At 42.7% G+C, this 15,433-nt stretch carries 13 protein-coding genes; 6 read left to right on the top strand and 7 right to left on the bottom strand.

The genetic code is table 11. The features are described 5' to 3' along the window. Positions 1-110: 110 nt before the first annotated feature. Positions 111-1,145 (bottom strand): GGDEF domain-containing protein, encoded by a 1,035-nt coding sequence (locus I8J31_RS11775; protein ID WP_199468762.1) that lies wholly within the window; start codon positions 1,143-1,145, stop codon positions 111-113. Positions 1,146-1,472: 327 nt separating this feature from the next. Beyond that, positions 1,473-2,351, bottom strand: coding sequence for a carboxylate/amino acid/amine transporter (locus tag I8J31_RS11780; protein ID WP_199468763.1), 879 nt, complete (start codon positions 2,349-2,351; stop codon positions 1,473-1,475). Positions 2,352-2,655: 304 nt separating this feature from the next. Here I8J31_RS11780 and I8J31_RS11785 point away from each other — a divergent pair, with 304 nt between their 5' ends. Together I8J31_RS11785 and I8J31_RS11790 are read left to right on the top strand one after the other, a co-directional pair. Then, a complete protein-coding gene (locus tag I8J31_RS11785; RefSeq protein WP_199468764.1) occupies positions 2,656-3,270 on the top strand; it encodes an OmpW family outer membrane protein in 615 nt (204 codons plus the stop codon). A 134-nt stretch (positions 3,271-3,404) separates the two neighbouring features. After that, complete coding sequence (locus I8J31_RS11790) at positions 3,405-4,043, top strand: HD domain-containing protein (protein ID WP_199468765.1); 639 nt, start codon at positions 3,405-3,407, stop codon at positions 4,041-4,043. 20 nt (positions 4,044-4,063) lie between these two features. Here the strand turns inward: I8J31_RS11790 and modC are convergent, their stop codons facing one another. From modC to I8J31_RS11810, 4 genes are read right to left on the bottom strand one after another with little or no spacing between them, the layout of a single operon-like run. Continuing rightward, a complete protein-coding gene (gene modC / locus I8J31_RS11795) occupies positions 4,064-5,167 on the bottom strand; it encodes a molybdenum ABC transporter ATP-binding protein (protein ID WP_199468766.1) in 1,104 nt (367 codons plus the stop codon). Then, positions 5,167-5,859: a molybdate ABC transporter permease subunit gene (gene modB / locus I8J31_RS11800; protein ID WP_199468767.1), complete on the bottom strand. Its 693-nt coding sequence runs from the start codon at positions 5,857-5,859 to the stop codon at positions 5,167-5,169. Before modB ends, modC begins: the two co-directional genes overlap by 1 nt. A gap of 8 nt (positions 5,860-5,867) precedes the next feature. Beyond that, positions 5,868-6,656 carry a molybdate ABC transporter substrate-binding protein gene (gene modA, locus I8J31_RS11805; protein ID WP_199468768.1) on the bottom strand — a complete coding sequence of 263 codons (789 nt, stop codon included), beginning with the start codon at positions 6,654-6,656 and terminating at the stop codon, positions 5,868-5,870. 34 nt (positions 6,657-6,690) lie between these two features. Next, positions 6,691-7,020, bottom strand: a complete 330-nt coding sequence (locus I8J31_RS11810) for a Rieske (2Fe-2S) protein (RefSeq protein ID WP_199468769.1) — start codon at positions 7,018-7,020, stop codon at positions 6,691-6,693. Positions 7,021-7,284: 264 nt separating this feature from the next. Between I8J31_RS11810 and I8J31_RS11815 the strand changes: the two genes are divergently transcribed. Continuing rightward, positions 7,285-9,600, top strand: a complete 2,316-nt coding sequence (locus tag I8J31_RS11815; RefSeq protein ID WP_199468770.1) for a transglycosylase domain-containing protein — start codon at positions 7,285-7,287, stop codon at positions 9,598-9,600. A gap of 12 nt (positions 9,601-9,612) precedes the next feature. On the opposite strand, the gene glgA is transcribed toward I8J31_RS11815, so the two are convergent. Continuing rightward, positions 9,613-11,049, bottom strand: a complete 1,437-nt coding sequence (gene glgA / locus I8J31_RS11820) for a glycogen synthase GlgA (protein WP_233402734.1) — start codon at positions 11,047-11,049, stop codon at positions 9,613-9,615. 98 nt (positions 11,050-11,147) lie between these two features. Between glgA and glgC the strand changes: the two genes are divergently transcribed. From glgC to lepA, 3 genes are all read left to right on the top strand, one after another. After that, the gene (gene glgC, locus I8J31_RS11825) at positions 11,148-12,398 is read left to right on the top strand and encodes a glucose-1-phosphate adenylyltransferase (RefSeq protein ID WP_199468771.1); all 1,251 of its coding nucleotides are present in this window, start codon (positions 11,148-11,150) and stop codon (positions 12,396-12,398) included. A gap of 318 nt (positions 12,399-12,716) precedes the next feature. Further along, the gene (locus I8J31_RS11830) at positions 12,717-13,340 is read left to right on the top strand and encodes a riboflavin synthase subunit alpha (RefSeq protein ID WP_199468772.1); all 624 of its coding nucleotides are present in this window, start codon (positions 12,717-12,719) and stop codon (positions 13,338-13,340) included. A gap of 250 nt (positions 13,341-13,590) precedes the next feature. Further along, positions 13,591-15,396, top strand: a complete 1,806-nt coding sequence (gene lepA, locus I8J31_RS11835; protein ID WP_199468773.1) for a translation elongation factor 4 — start codon at positions 13,591-13,593, stop codon at positions 15,394-15,396. The last annotated feature ends 37 nt before the right edge of the window (positions 15,397-15,433 follow it).

The following is a 15,433-nucleotide window of genomic DNA, read 5'->3' on the forward strand; positions in this document are numbered from 1 at the left end:
CTAAGCCTTGAATGCCTATATGGATGTAGGCCATGAGGGCAATGTAGGAGTAATTTCCGGAGTCCAGAGGACTTGTTTGCACCTTTCTAAAGAACGATAAAAATGTTTTATTACGCTAGTTCCACTCGATTACGCCCCTTCTCTTTGCCTCGGTACAAGGCTTTATCTGCCGTTTTAATGATTTTAAGTTGAGAGGTATTTTGCTCGCTGTAATTCGCCACACCCAAGGTAATGGTAAGGGGAAGGTTGAAGTCGCTGTAAGTTCGTTGGAATATCACGCTTCTTAATTTTTCAGCAATGTTAGCCGCTTCATTTAATTTTGTTTCAGGGAGAACAAGGATGAATTCTTCACCGCCAAATCTAGCAAGTATGTCGCTTTTTCTGATGTTCGATGCAAGCGTATCGGCGACTTCAATGAGGCACACATCTCCAACATCATGCCCATATTTGTCATTCACTTTTTTAAAAAAATCGATATCGATTAAGACTAAACTGAGAGGGCTATTTGTAAGAAGAGATTGATTAAGATTTCGATTGAAGTGGAAGTTAAAACCCCGTCGGTTAAATAAATGAGTGAGAGGGTCGTGTATGTTTTCTTCTTTTAATTGTTCGGTAAGCTTGTTGTATCTTTTAAGGAAAAAGCGGCCAAATAAGGTGCTTGTGATCAAGGTGATGGTAAGCCAAAAACCGCGAGTATAAGATTTTTCTTCGATATAGATATCACCAGTTAGGTCTGCGACCTGATGCCCAAAAAATGAGAAAACTATAATGCCAAAGACCAATATTATCCCAACACATAATGACTCCCATTTTCCGCCAAGAAGTGCTGCTATGATGGGATACAGGGGTAAAATATGAGTGAATTGGCTATTTACGCCACCAGAGATAAGCAATAAAGGCGTAATTGTAATAATGCCTGAAGATAGCAGAATGGCGACTTCCCACTGGGGTAATCGATTGGAGCGAATAATAAAATACACTGATAAGACAAGTAAAAAATCTAAAATAGCGATCCAGGTAAAATAGGATGGCAGTGAAACTATTAATGGCCTAAATATAATGGCAAAGAGGATAGCGATGAGTGAAATGGAAGCTACCCGTAATGTCAGCTTGTGATTGAGTTGGTGGTTAAAGTCGTCAGCCATATAAAGTGAGTCTAATTGCTTATAGTTTTGTTGTAATAATCTGAAATATGACTATTGAATAGGCGTAAAATTGTAACATTAGATTACCTTGTTGATTAGCCTTTTAAGTGATTATTATTCTCTGTCTCATATACAACTTGTCTTTCAAATCCCACTAGGTGATACAAGTCCATATCAGTGTGAGCTAGTTATCATAGCCTTGAGGCTAAAAGTGCTTGATTAATTCTAAGCGTAGGTGTGGTCAGTGAAGTTTTTCAATTTTGCTTTTAGTAGCAATTGTTTTTCTTTCTAAACGCCCAGCCAGTGCAGGGCGTTTTGGTATTGTTGTTAGACGGGAGCTTGTTGTACTTTTGTGATTTTTTGGTTGAACTTATCATTTACCCAAAGGGCTAATAAAATAATTCCGCCACCTATCGCTAAACGAACAATATCGGCATCTCGATTCCAGAACAAAACATTGACTAAAATACCTGCTGGGATGAGTAGGTTATTTGCCACCGCAAGTGTTCCTACGTTAACCATAGTCGCTCCTTTATTCCACGCAAAGTAACCTAGGCCAGAAGCAATAATGCCAAGGTAGGTCAATATAGACCATTGTAATGTGGTGCTTGGAAGTTTGTCAGGATTCCCTAATGCTAGATAGCAAGGAATCACTACCGTGAGAGCGCCGATAAAAAACCACCCAAAGACAGTACGTTGCGCTAGGTCTGGACGTTCTTTAGCAATCACACGTTTATAACCTACTTGCCCAGCGGCAAAGCATATATTTGCACCTTGAACGATGAGTAAGCCTTTGATAAAGCCTTCGTCGATTCCCTGATAACGAATAGCGACAGCGCCAAGGATGGCAAGTAGGGCACTAATGATAAAGCCGACATTTATTCGGCGGTCTAGTAAGTCATTAATGAGTGTGACATAGAGCGGTGTCATTACAGTAAAGAGTAAGACTTCCGGAACGGACAAATATAAGAATGATTGGTAGTAAAAACCGTACATTATGCCAAGTTGTAAAGCACCACAGACCATCAATTGAAGGGCTATCTTGGGTTCTATTTGACGTAGTTTTAGGAAGGGAAGAAAAACGATTGTTGCTAGTGAAACGCGCATTAAAACAGAGAACCAAGCATCAACTTGTCCTGCTAGGTAAACCCCTATTAGGCTAAAAGAAAACGCCCATAGAAGGGTGACGGCGATAAGTATTGGCATGAGACTGGGTTCCAAATGAATATTTCGGCTAAGTTTACCTATTTTCCTGTCAGGGATAAAACAGTTTACCTACTAAATTTTATAGGTTTACTAGTGTCTTTAAATCAATCTCTTTTGCTGCTTATCAATTACATGATAAAAGTGACTTTATTGTGATTTTTGATGTTTTTTTGACGAAACCACTTTGTTGCTTTTATCGTCTTTTAAGCCTTTTTAAAACCTTGATCTAGATTAATAATTTTATTTTCAACCCTGTTACTTTTTTGTTCACAGACATGTTGTTTGATCAAAAAAGGAATCTATTATGAAAGCGTTACTTCCTGTTGCTCTTGTTTCTGTTCTTTGCTCTTCTCTTGCATTTGCTCATGATGCTGGTGATATTTTTGTGCGTGGTGGTCTGGCGACAGTTATGCCAAATGAAAGCAGTGATGATGTCGCTGGCTCTGGTGAATTGGAGATAGCTAATGACACTCAGATTGGTTTGACTCTGACTTATATGTTGACTGATCAGTTTGGTGTCGAGGTATTAGCAGCGACGCCTTTTACCCATAAAGTGTCGACTGCAGGCTTGGGAGAAGTGGCTGAAGTGTCTCATTTGCCGCCTTCTTTTATGGCGCAATATTACTTTGGTCAGGCAGGCAGCCAAATTCGACCTTATGTTGGTGCAGGTTTGAATTACACCGTTTTTTTTGATGAAAAGGGCAAAGGTTCTACCTTAGGTGGAACGGATGTGAACCTTGATAATTCCTTTGGCTTGGCGGCCCAAGTGGGTGTTGATGTGAACTTTGCCGAAGGCTGGTTTGCGAATGCCTCTGTTTGGTATATGGATATTAATACCGATGTACATACCGTTGCTGGAACCTTTGACACAGATATTGATCCTATTACTGTGATGGCTAGTGTGGGTTATACCTTTTAATATTAACTAAGCTGGCGGTACTATATAAAAGGTTTTGATTTTTGAATCAAAACCTTTTTTTGTCTGCTAAGTTATGTTGATGGTCTATTTTGGGGTCGGCTGATGTTTTATTTTGATCGTGAACGGAGAGTGTGATGAAGCCTGAACTCCTTGCTGAATATGAAGTTCAGTGCCAAGCTTTTTTAGCGGCAGAGGAAGGTGTCGATGTGGCGCATGACTTAAGTCATATTTTCCGTGTTGTGAAAGTAGCAAAGCAACTAGCGAATGAAGAAAAAGCCAACCTAGCAGTAATAGTGCCATCTGCTTGGCTGCATGGTTGTGTTTCTTTCGCTAAAAATCACCCAGAGAGAAGTAAGGCCTCAACACTTGCCGCTGATAAGGCTGTCGCTTTTTTGACGTCGATTGACTATCCCGAAGTGTATTTAGACGCGATACATCATGCTATTCAAACCCATAGTTTTAGCGCGAATATTGCGCCTGAAAGCTTAGAAGCAAAAATCGTCCAAGACGCAGATCGATTAGATGCATTAGGTGCGATTGGGGTGGCTCGCTGTATGCAAGTGAGTGGGGCTTTAAACCGAGCTTTGTATGCATCAGAAGATCCGTTTTGTGTAGCACGTACGCCCGATGATACGCTTTATTCCATTGATCATTTCTATAAGAAGTTATTTTGTATCGCTAAGAGCTTAAACACAGCTTCTGCCCGATTGGAAGGACGTCGGCGTGAAAAAGTGATGCGGACTTTTTTAACTCAGTTAGCAGTAGAAATTTAGGCGAAGAATCGACGATTTTTTTAAGATAAAACCGCGACAGATTTGATTTGGGCTATGAGGCTTTGGCCTTTTTTTAGCTTCAAATTATGGGCGGATAAGCTGGTGATTCTCGCTAGAATGGGGGTGCTTTCTGCTAAGACACGGACCATCACCATGCTAGGGTCTTGCTGGTCTTCTTCCATATCATCAACAACAACTGATAACTTGTTGAGAATACTGGAATCATTATGTTTGCTAAGGGATAGGCTGACATCTTTAGATTGCACTCTTAGTCGCACAGTGTCGCCTAGTTGTTCATTCCCTTGTTTAAAGACAATGTGTTGGCTTCCAAAATTCATCCATGACAATGTCCACTGTGATTCCTGTTTTTCTACTGTACCTGATATTAAAACGCTGGCATCTTGGTATTTAGAAAAAGAGGTGCCCAGTGTGCCAAGTAGGTTTTGTGTTTCTCCCTGTTCAACCACCTTGCCTTTATTGAGCACGACCATGTAATCCGCGAGTCGTATGACCTCATCTAATGAGTGGCTGACATAGAGAATAGGGATGCGGCATCGGCGACATAGTTGTTCTAAATAGGGCAGGATTTCTTGTTTGAGAACGTCATCTAGGCCTGCTAATGGTTCATCCATGAGTAGCAGTTGCGGTTGGATAAGTAGCGCTCTGGCAATAGCAACCCGTTGGCGTTCTCCTCCAGATAACTGTTGAGGATATTGAGACAATATAGGCTCAATATTCATCAGTGCAATGACTTCATCATAAGTGATGATGGCGTGACTTTTATTCGCTCTTTTGATGGCAAATTGTAAGTTTTCATCAGCCGTCAGGTGCGGGAATAAGCTGGCTTCTTGAAATACATAGCCAATTGGGCGTTGGTGAGTGGGAAGCCAGAAATCACGACTTTGCCAAATTTCATTATTGAGATTTATTGTGCCCTGTGGGCTTCTTTCTAGTCCTGCCACACAGCGAAGAAATGTGGTTTTTCCTGAGCCTGAAGGGCCAAATAAAGCGGTTACCCCGGTGTGAGCAATGTGTAAATCTACATCGAGTGAGAAGCCCGATTGCTCTGAATACTGTTTAGTAAGTTTGACTTCTAGTCTATTGGTACTTTGCCTGTTTACCATCACAAACTACCTATTAAGGATGTGCTCTTGCTACGTTTTTGCAAACTATAGAGTAGCGCAAGGGCAATGAAGGCAAAGGCGATCATGAGCAATGAAAGGGTGTGGGCTTGTCCGTATTCTAAGGCTTCTACATGGTCATAGATTTGTATGGAAATGACTCGTGTTTCATTGGATATATTGCCACCTATCATGAGCACGACGCCAAACTCACCAACCGTATGGGCAAAGCCTAATACTGCGGCGCTGATGTAACCGGGTTTAGCGAGAGGAAGCGCAATATGAATAAAGCTATCCCAAGGTGATGACCTAAGTGTGGCTGCCGCTTCTAGAGGCCTTTCTCCCATAGCAGCAAAGGCATTTTGAATGGGCTGAACGACAAAAGGTAAGGAATACACCATAGAGGCGATGACTAGGCCTTCAAAGCTAAAGGGAAGAGAGATTCCTATATTGCCTAGCCATTTTCCTAGGCTGCCCTGAGGGCCTAAAAATAGTAGCAAGTAAAAGCCTAAGACCGTTGGCGGCAGAATAAGAGGCATGGCGACAATGGCATTAATCGGACCTTTTAGCCAAGACTGAGTGCGAGCTAACCACCATGCGATGGGGGTGCTTACTATGATAAGCAAACAGGTCACTAGGCTGGCTAGTTTTAATGTGAGCCATATCGCTGTCACATCATCTGAACTTAATAGCATATTTAGCGTCACCTAGCTTTGTTTTCTGAGTAGCCAAACTGGCGGATTTTTTCTTGTACATCAGGTCGCATTAAATACGCCATAAAGGCTTTCGCGAGTACTTTTTTTTGTGATCCTGAGAGAATCACTGCGGCTTGTTCAATGTCACGGTGAAGCTTATCTGATATGTCTTGGGTATGCCCCTGTACCTTACCAGATAATACTTGGGATAAGGCGATTAGACCCAAGTCTGCATTCTGGGAATAAACAAATTGGTAGGCTTGCGCAATATTTTCCCCCTGAACCAACTTGCCTTTTACATTAGGCCAAATCGCTAGGTTCCGTAAGCTTTCTACAGCAGCTTTTCCATAAGGGGCTAGTTTAGGGTTGGCGATGGCAATTCGTTTAGCCGCTAGTAAAGAGTCTTTGAGCAGTGAAGATGGCATCGGATTAATTGACCAGAGCACTAATTTTCCTTGGGCATAAATAATTAAGCTGTCAGGCAAGGCGAGTTGTTGTTTTACAAGAGTACTTGGTTTGATGTTATCCGCCGATAGAAAAACATCAAAGGGGGCGCCATGTTGAATTTGTGCGAACAGTTTTCCTGATGAAGCAAATGAGAGTTGTAGTTGGTTGTTTGTTTCCTGCTCAAATTGTGTGGCTAGCTGTTTTATTGGCGCAATAAAATTAGACGCGACGGCAATATGTAAGGTGTCCGCCAGGGTGTTGGTAGAGAGGGCGAAAAGGATAGAGGTAAGAGTAACTCTGGCGAGTATCCATACTCGCAGAAGTTGATTGAGAGAGACTTGTTTTATCACCTTAATGCTCCCCTTAAGATAAGATGAGTGCCCTCTAAGCGAGTAGTAGGTAGCAATTGCCTTCAACGATCCCTATGGTGGCGCGTTTTAGGGAGCTCCCTTGGCATGGGCCAGTAATACAAGAGCCATCTTTAGGTGAAAAAAGAGCACCATGGTGATGACACTTCAAATAGTCGCCTTCTTCATCCAGAGCACACTCTTTTTGACAACTTAGAGGCTTGTTTTGATGAGGGCAGAGGTTTTCATATGCAAAAATTTGTCCTTGTTGTTTAGTAATCAAAAAGTCGTTCTGTTCTACAGTGATGCTTAGTGCTTGACCTTCTGGAAGGCTTTGCGCATCAGGTATTAAATGTTGATTAAACACGTGATAATCGCACTCTTATTATAATAATCTGTATTAATTCCAACTATATTGGGGCGTTGTGTCTGTCTGTTAATTCTCAGTGACTTTGGGATATTTTAATCTCACCGTAAATTTGATTTTGCCAAATGAAGGGCGATGTCAGCTAAATAAAGTGTTTGTAAGTATCGACTCTAAAGTGCCTACGGGTGAGAGTCAATATGCATCTATAGTGTAAGTTTTTGTTACTACGTTGCTTGCTTGCAATAAGCTCCTTATACTCCCTTCATGGCTAATAAACCCTCGGTAAAATCTTCGCGCAAGTCCTCGACTTCTAAAAGAAAAAAGTCTTCTTCCCGCCAATCTCGACCGTCTTGGTTTGGGCGTATTTTACGTCGTCTTTTTAAGTGGGGGTTAGTGTTTTCTTTGCTTGCCAGCATTCCTTTTTCTGCTTGGGTATGGTGGCTTAATAGTCAAGTAGTGACTCGTTTTGAAGGGCAGAAATGGCAGGTGCCCTCAGAGGTATACAGTGCCCCTATTATTTTAAAAAGTGGCTCCCCTTGGAAGAAGCAGGATCTGGAAAGCCTGTTGCAAGAAACTGGCTATCGATTTGGCCGCAATAGTCAAAAAGTTGGTTGGGCTGCTCGTAGTCGAACAAAAGTCAGTGCACACCTACGTTCTTATGTTGACCATCTTGGTTTTCATACAAGTGAACGGCGAATTTTTTCCTTTAAAAATGGCTTGTTAGATATTAGAGCGTTGAATAACCAATCAATTGAAGAAGCTAGAATCGAACCTCAACGTATTGGCTTTTTATATGGCGGTAATACAGAAAACCGCGAAATATTAGCCTATGAGGATATTCCAAAGCCCTTGATTGATATCCTTATTGCAGTAGAAGATCGGGACTTTTATCAACATTGGGGTATTTCTTTGACGGGGATTGTTCGTGCCATTGTGGTAAATGTGACGAATGGGGCTCGTCGTCAAGGTGGCTCTACTTTGACTCAGCAACTGATTAAAAATATGTATTTGAGCTCGGAACGAACTTATACCCGTAAGCTGACTGAAGTGGTGATGAGTTTGTTGCTTGAATATCATTATTCAAAAGAAGCCATAATTACCGCTTATATGAATGAGGTATATCTGGCTCAGCTAGGCAGTAGTGCGTTACATGGCTTTGCCGCGGCGAGTCAGCACTTTTTTGGTCGGCCCTTAGGTGAACTTAATGTTGATGAGTTTGCCTTACTCGTGGGCATGGTGAAAGGTCCTTCCTTGTATAACCCTGAACGTTCTCCTAAACGGGCAAAAGAGAGGCGTGATACTGTTTTAGCGGTATTGAAAGCTCAACAGCGGCTGTCGACCGAAGATTATAAAACCTTGATTAACCAGCCTATTCGTTTAGCTGATAAGAAAAAACAGCGGTCCGTTTATGGGGATTATTTAGATCTCGTAGCGATGCAATTGTCTCGAGATTTTGATGAAACGACATTAGCGACGCAAAACCTACGCATCTACACTGGGCTTGATATTCGCGCACAGCGAGCGGCGAAAAAAGCGGTACAGCGACAAGTTGCCCTGTTGGAACGACAAGACCCTAAATTGAAAGGGTTGCAGGGTGCCATGGTGGTAACGGATCGTATCACTGGGCAGGTTCGAGCTGTGATTGGCTCAAGTGGTCAACACTATACTGGTTTCAACCGCGTGCTTGGTGCAGTAAGGCCGATTGGCTCATTGGTTAAGCCTCCATTGTATTTATCTGCTTTGGCTAGCGGTCGCTACAGCTGGTGGTCAAAAATTGAAGATAAGCCTTTACGGTTCAATGTAGGGGGGCAAATATGGCAACCAGAGAATTATGATCACAAAAGTCATGGGGTAGTGCATTTGTATCAGGCCATGGCGAAGTCTTATAACCTAGCTACTCTAAATCTTGCTAATCAAATTGGCTTTGATCGTGTGGGTGATACGCTGCGTCAACTGGGGGTGAAAAGGCCTTTTACCATGCATCCTGCTATGGCTTTAGGCGCCTTAGAGTTGTCTCCCTTTGAAGTATCGCGTTTATATCAACCTATTGCTTCTCAAGGTCAAAGCAGTGAGTTAGGCGTGGTATTGGCGGTGATGGATCAAAAAGACCAGCTGATTAAGCGATTTGATAAAACAGGCAGTGTGCCATTTACTGATGCGTTGCTGGCTGTGACTTTGGATGGCATGACAAAAACACCTAAGATAGGGACGGCGCGAGCAGCACAAGGTGTTTTCCCCAAGCTAAATTTTGCCGCGAAAACAGGCACCACGAATCAGCAAAAGGACAGTTGGTTTGTTGGGATTACTGGAGATTACTCTAGCATTGTATGGTTAGGGGATGATGATAATGTTCCGTTAAGTATTACTGGTAGTAGCGGAGCACAAAAAGTATGGATAGATTTTACTCAAAACATGAACCCAAGATCTTTACCCGACTCTTTGCCTAATGGGGCGGTTCGTTATGATGTGTTGGATGATAAGTTTGAAATTGCAGCCCCACGTTGTGATGATAAAACGTCGTTGGCCTTTATTGTAGGAACCGAGCCAAAAGACACCAGTTCCTGTCTTTGGCCCTTTTAAATAGAAGATATGCTATTTATGTATTAGCGATTCATATAGCTCAACCCACTGCCCCGTGACCGCCTCCCAACTATAATCATATGCCATGGCATTTCTTTGTTTTTCTTGCCACGAATGCGAGTTATAGAAACTTTCCATACAACGTTCTAGCGCAGCTTTTAGTGAGGCAACATCGGCGTCTGTAAACACAAAACCGTTGGCTCTATCCCCCCATTCAAATACGGTATCGGCAAGACCGCCTGTCTGCCTTACGACAGGCAGTGTGCCATATTTTAAGGCGTACAGTTGAGTTAAGCCGCAGGGTTCAAATCTGGATGGAATAAGCAGGGCGTCAATGCCAGCTTGAATTCGATGAGAGTAGTCTTCAAAGTAACCAATGCGAACAGAGACTTGTTCTGGGTAGAGGCTTTGCAGTTCTAAATAACCTGCTTCCAGATGTTTATCTCCAGCGCCAAGTACAATCAAACGAGCGCCACGATCAAGTAGATGTGGTATGGCTTCTAATACAAGATCCAGTCCCTTTTGTTCTGTTAGACGGCTGACGACACCAAATATAGGTTGGCTGGTATCCTCTGAAAGCCCGTTTTCTTGAAGCAAAGCGAGTTTGTTTTCATACTTTTTCGTTAGGCTTTCTGGGCCATAATTTTGTGCAATAAATTGGTCTTTTTCCGGTGACCACTGCTCATAATCAACACCATTTAGTATGCCGGTGAGCTTGTGTTGTAGGGATTTGAGCGTGCCGTCTAAGCCATCACCATATTCACTGGTTAAAATTTCTTGTGCGTAAGTTGGGCTGACTGTGGTAATCGCATCGGCATAGACTAACCCTGCTTTTAAACCTGAAAAATTACCGTAAAACTCCATGCCATGTAGGTCAAGTAGTTCTGTAGATAGGCGCATATCGGCAAATTTACTCATTTCGAAGCTACCGTTGTAGCGTAAATTATGAACTGTGGTCACGACAGGGATATGGTCGGCTTTCCAGCTTTTTAAATAGGCTGCCGCAAAGCCTGTTTGCCAATCGTTCAGGTGTAAAACATCAGCTTGCCAGCCAATGAGGTGGCCGTGAAGAGCAAGTGTGGCTGCCGCCCAAGATAATGCTGCAAAACGCAAATGGTTGTCTTGGAAATCAGCGCCCTTACTGTCTAAATAGGGGCCAGCCTCGCGTTCGTATAAGGCTTGGCATTGCAGTAGCCAGATAGGTGTATCGCTCTCAGGAATACTGGTTTCAAGTAAAATTAAATCACCTACCCCAAATGGGTTTCCGAGGTTGATACTCTTCTGAATAGGAGCTACCTTCTTTAAGAGGTCATTGTAAGCGGGCATAATCAGCCGGACATCATGACCTTGTTTTCTTAGTGCGACGGGGAGGGCGCCGGCAACATCTGCAAGCCCTCCAGTTTTAATCAAGGGATAGATTTCGGAGGCGGCAAAGAGAGTTTTTATCATGGTGGTATCTTGTTGATTCAATGTGATGATAAGAGTATACCTAAATACAACTTGGAGTAGAGTGCAACAAAATAAAAACGGTATTTTAAAGGTGGTATATGGATTTAAATACAGCGTGCATGCAAACACTGTCCATTATTTTAGCTGGTGGGCGCGGCTCAAGATTAAAGCAATTAACCGATAACCGTTCTAAGCCTGCGGTGCCTATTGCAGGTAAATATAAAATTATTGATTTTCCTCTTTCTAACTGTGTGAATTCAGGGATGCGTCGTATTGCTGTATTGACTCAATATCGATCTCATACGCTGAATCAACATGTGCAACGTGGCTGGAATTTCTTGCGCTCGGACTTTAATGAATTCATTGAGCTTTGGCCTGCCCAGCAGCAAACTGGTGGGGATTGGTACCGAGGTACTGCGGATGCCGTCTTTCAAAATTTGAGCATGATTGACAGTCTGGACAGTGAGTATGTTTTGATTTTGGCTGGAGACCATGTGTACAAACAAGATTATAGCATCATGTTGAAAGAGCATATGGAGAGTGGTGCTGACGTATCCGTGGCCTGTATTGAAGTGCCACTAGGGGAAGCGGATCAGTTTGGTATCATGCATGTGGATGAAGAAGACAATATTATTGCCTTTGAGGAAAAACCTACCAACCCTCCTACGATGCCGGGTAAACCAGAAGTTTCTTTGGCCAGTATGGGGATTTATATTTTCAATACGAAATTCTTGTCAGAAAATCTCAGGTCAGATGCCTCAGACGATGATTCTAGTCATGACTTTGGTAAAGACTTAATTCCTTTCTTTGTGGGGCGTTGCAAGATTAAAGCCCACCATTTTTCTCATAGTGTGGTGAAAAATGAGAGCTATCCTGATCAAGCTTACTGGCGTGACGTGGGGACTTTGAGTGCCTATTGGGAATCCAATATGGATTTAACCCGCTTGGTCCCTGAGTTGGATTTGTATGATGAAGCTTGGCCTATTCGTACCGCGCAATATCAGCGTCCAGCAGCCAAGTTTAATTATAATTACGAAGAACGTATAGGCACGGCATTAAATTCCGTGGTGTCTGCTGGGTGTATCGTATCCGGTTCAACCGTGGAAAAGTCCATCTTGTTTAACAATGTGCGAGTGAACTCTTATTCCCGGGTGAGCCATTCAGTTATTTTACCTCGATGTGATATTGGCCGGCATTGTCGCCTGAGTAAGGTCGTGGTGGATTCTGATTGTCACATTCCTGAAGGCACGATAATTGGCGAAGACTCAGTTGCCGATGCGGCACGCTTTTATCGTAATTCTGATGGTGTGACTCTGGTTACTCAGGAGATGATAGAAGCTTTAAACTAGTCACCTGATCCCTATAAGTTTAACTAAAGCCGCTTAATTTAGCGGCTTTTCTTTTTTTGCGGAATAGTATTTATATTGGGCATTGTACTTTTGACCTTGAAAACGCTGAAAGTGGGCGCATTAGAAAGGTTCTACTGTTTTCTAGGGTTATCCCCGCATGTTGTGGATAACCCTATTAGTGAATTAATGATAACTTGCGCTAGGTCAGTCAGAGTATGGTTTTGGTGTTTGCTGTTCAATTCTTCTTCACTCATTAGAGAGTTGTTCATAATTTGATTGATTTGCTTCGTATCCTGTATTTATCAATGAGGAAATTTCATGTTTACCGGAATTGTTCAAGGCATAGCAAGTGTTCAATCTTGCCAGTCGATTGGGCGTAATAAACGTCTCGAAATCTTGTTTCCTGCGGGAAGTATGTTAGGGCAACAATTAGGGGCAAGTGTCGCTATTAATGGTGTTTGTTTGACCGTCGCTGATATCGCTTCTGATGTACTGACTTTTGATGTTATTGATACCACGCTTGCGTTAACAAATATTGGTCTTCTTCAGGTTGAAGATAGTGTCAATTTTGAACGGGCAGCGAAAATGGGGGATGAGGTCGGCGGTCATGTAATGTCTGGTCATATTATGACAAGCGTTGCTGTATCTAAAGTTGAAACGATTGCTGAGAGTGTTCACATTCGTTTTAAAACAGATCGTCAGAACGAAGTGGATGCCAGACGTTATTTGTTTGATAAGGGCTATGTTGGGTTGAATGGGGCAAGTTTGACCATTAGTGATATTGGTGATGATTGGCTGGAAGTGTCTTTAATTCCTGAGACATTAAGATTAACGACTTTTGGTCTGCTATCGGTAGGAAGTCGAGTGAATTTAGAAATCGATGCTCATACGCAAGCAACGGTTGATACGGTTGAGAGGGTTTTAAAGCAAAGAGGCATTTAAAATATCGGTCAGTACTTTCTTCTACGCAGTGCTCTCTATCTTGTAGATGCTGAAATAAATGGAGTCCTGATGTTATTTTCGGTAGAATGCTCGCCAATTTCTATCCTGAGAACCTGTTAATAAGTTTGTGACGTTGGGCTATTTTGGTATTTGCTCAAATTTATACGTGGTTTATTGCAAAAAACGTGTATATCTCATTGATTTATTAACAGGGCTCGATCAAATATCGCTTTTTAAGTGTGAGTAAACAGTGTCTTCTAATAATCTCAAGCACATACGAAACTTTTCAATTATTGCCCATATTGACCATGGTAAATCGACTTTGGCTGATCGCTTTATTCAAACCTGCGAAGGTTTAAGTGAACGTGAAATGTCCGCTCAGGTTCTTGATTCAATGGACATTGAACGGGAACGTGGCATCACCATCAAGGCTCAGAGCGTGACCTTGGATTACCATGCCAAAGATGGACAAACCTACCAGCTGAATTTTATCGATACCCCAGGACACGTGGACTTTTCTTATGAAGTGTCCCGCTCTCTTGCTGCCTGTGAAGGAGCCTTGTTAGTGGTTGATGCCGCACAAGGCGTAGAAGCTCAGTCTGTAGCTAACTGCTATACGGCTATAGAGCAGGGCCTTGAAGTGATGCCTGTACTGAATAAAATCGATTTGCCTCAAGCCGAGCCAGAACGGGTTTGTGAGGAAATTGAAGAAATCATTGGTATTGACGCGATGGACGCCGTTACTTGCTCCGCGAAAACGGGAATGGGAGTGGATGATGTTCTTGAGCGATTAGTTGCCACTGTCCCAGCACCGGAAGGGGATGTTGATGCCCCTCTGCAAGCGCTAATTATCGATTCTTGGTTTGATAATTATCTTGGCGTGGTTTCCTTGGTACGTATCAAGCAAGGCACATTGCGTAAAAAAGACAAGATCTTCATTAAATCTACTAAGCAGGCTCACCCTGTTGATATGGCCGGTATTTTTACACCAAAACGTAAAGAGACCGGAGTGTTAAGAGCGGGTGAGGTGGGCTATGTCGTTGCGGGTATTAAAGACATTCACGGTGCGCCAGTGGGTGATACCATTACCCACGCTACGACCCCAAATGTTGAACAACTAGCGGGTTTTCAAAAGGTGAAACCTCAGGTTTACGCTGGTGTTTTTCCAGTTAGCTCTGATGATTACGAAGACTTCCGTGTTGCTCTGAGTAAATTAACACTTAATGATGCGTCGCTTTTCTTTGAGCCAGAAAGTTCGGATGCACTTGGTTTTGGTTTCCGTTGTGGTTTCTTGGGGATGCTGCATATGGAAATCATTCAGGAGCGACTAGAGCGTGAGTATAACCTAGATCTTATTACCACAGCACCAACGGTGGTGTTTGAAATTGAGCTGAATAATGGCTCTGTGGTAAGTGTGGATAGCCCTTCTAAAATGCCCGATCCGGCCACCATTAAAGAAATGCGCGAACCGATTGTGGTTGCCAATATTCTAGTTCCTCAAGAATATCTAGGAAACGTGATTACCTTGTGTATCGAAAAACGTGGCATTCAAAAAGACATGTTGTACGTAGGTAAGCAGGTTCAATTGAGCTACGAACTGCCAATGAATGAAGTGGTGATGGATTTCTTTGATAAGTTGAAATCTTGTAGTCGCGGTTTTGCTTCACTGGATTACAGTTTTTCTCACTTTAGCCCAGCGCCATTGTGTCGCTTGGATATTTTGATTAACGGTGAGCGGGTGGATGCCTTAGCGCTCATTATGCACAAAGATAATGTGCAGTATAAAGGCCGTGCTCTTTGTGAAAAAATGAAAGAGCTGATCCCACGTCAAATGTTTGATGTGGCGATTCAGGGTGCGGTGGGTGCGAAGGTGATTTCTCGTACCACGGTAAAAGCCTTACGTAAAAACGTTATCGCGAAATGTTATGGCGGCGATGTGAGCCGTAAGAAGAAACTGCTACAGAAGCAAAAAGACGGTAAAAAACGCATGAAACAGGTTGGTAATGTGGAAGTGCCACAATCGGCCTTTCTTGCCGCGTTACAACTTGATAGTTAGTCCTAGCAGTATAATAGACATGATGCTTCATGTCTTA

Origin of the sequence: Marinomonas transparens (assembly GCF_016463975.1) — a bacterium.
Lineage (GTDB): Bacteria > Pseudomonadota > Gammaproteobacteria > Pseudomonadales > Marinomonadaceae > Marinomonas > Marinomonas transparens.

What these genes read in the sequence shown, in the direction of transcription:
- I8J31_RS11775 (WP_199468762.1), bottom strand. Translation starts at nt 1,145, where the DNA reads ATGGCTGACGACTTTAACCACCAACTCAATCACAAGCTGACATTACGG.
- I8J31_RS11780 (WP_199468763.1), bottom strand. Translation starts at nt 2,351, where the DNA reads ATGCCAATACTTATCGCCGTCACCCTTCTATGGGCGTTTTCTTTTAGC.
- I8J31_RS11785 (WP_199468764.1), top strand. Translation starts at nt 2,656, where the DNA reads ATGAAAGCGTTACTTCCTGTTGCTCTTGTTTCTGTTCTTTGCTCTTCT.
- I8J31_RS11790 (WP_199468765.1), top strand. Translation starts at nt 3,405, where the DNA reads ATGAAGCCTGAACTCCTTGCTGAATATGAAGTTCAGTGCCAAGCTTTT.
- modC (WP_199468766.1), bottom strand. Translation starts at nt 5,167, where the DNA reads ATGGTAAACAGGCAAAGTACCAATAGACTAGAAGTCAAACTTACTAAA.
- modB (WP_199468767.1), bottom strand. Translation starts at nt 5,859, where the DNA reads ATGCTATTAAGTTCAGATGATGTGACAGCGATATGGCTCACATTAAAA.
- I8J31_RS11815 (WP_199468770.1), top strand. Translation starts at nt 7,285, where the DNA reads ATGGCTAATAAACCCTCGGTAAAATCTTCGCGCAAGTCCTCGACTTCT.
- glgA (WP_233402734.1), bottom strand. Translation starts at nt 11,049, where the DNA reads ATGATAAAAACTCTCTTTGCCGCCTCCGAAATCTATCCCTTGATTAAA.
- glgC (WP_199468771.1), top strand. Translation starts at nt 11,148, where the DNA reads ATGGATTTAAATACAGCGTGCATGCAAACACTGTCCATTATTTTAGCT.
- I8J31_RS11830 (WP_199468772.1), top strand. Translation starts at nt 12,717, where the DNA reads ATGTTTACCGGAATTGTTCAAGGCATAGCAAGTGTTCAATCTTGCCAG.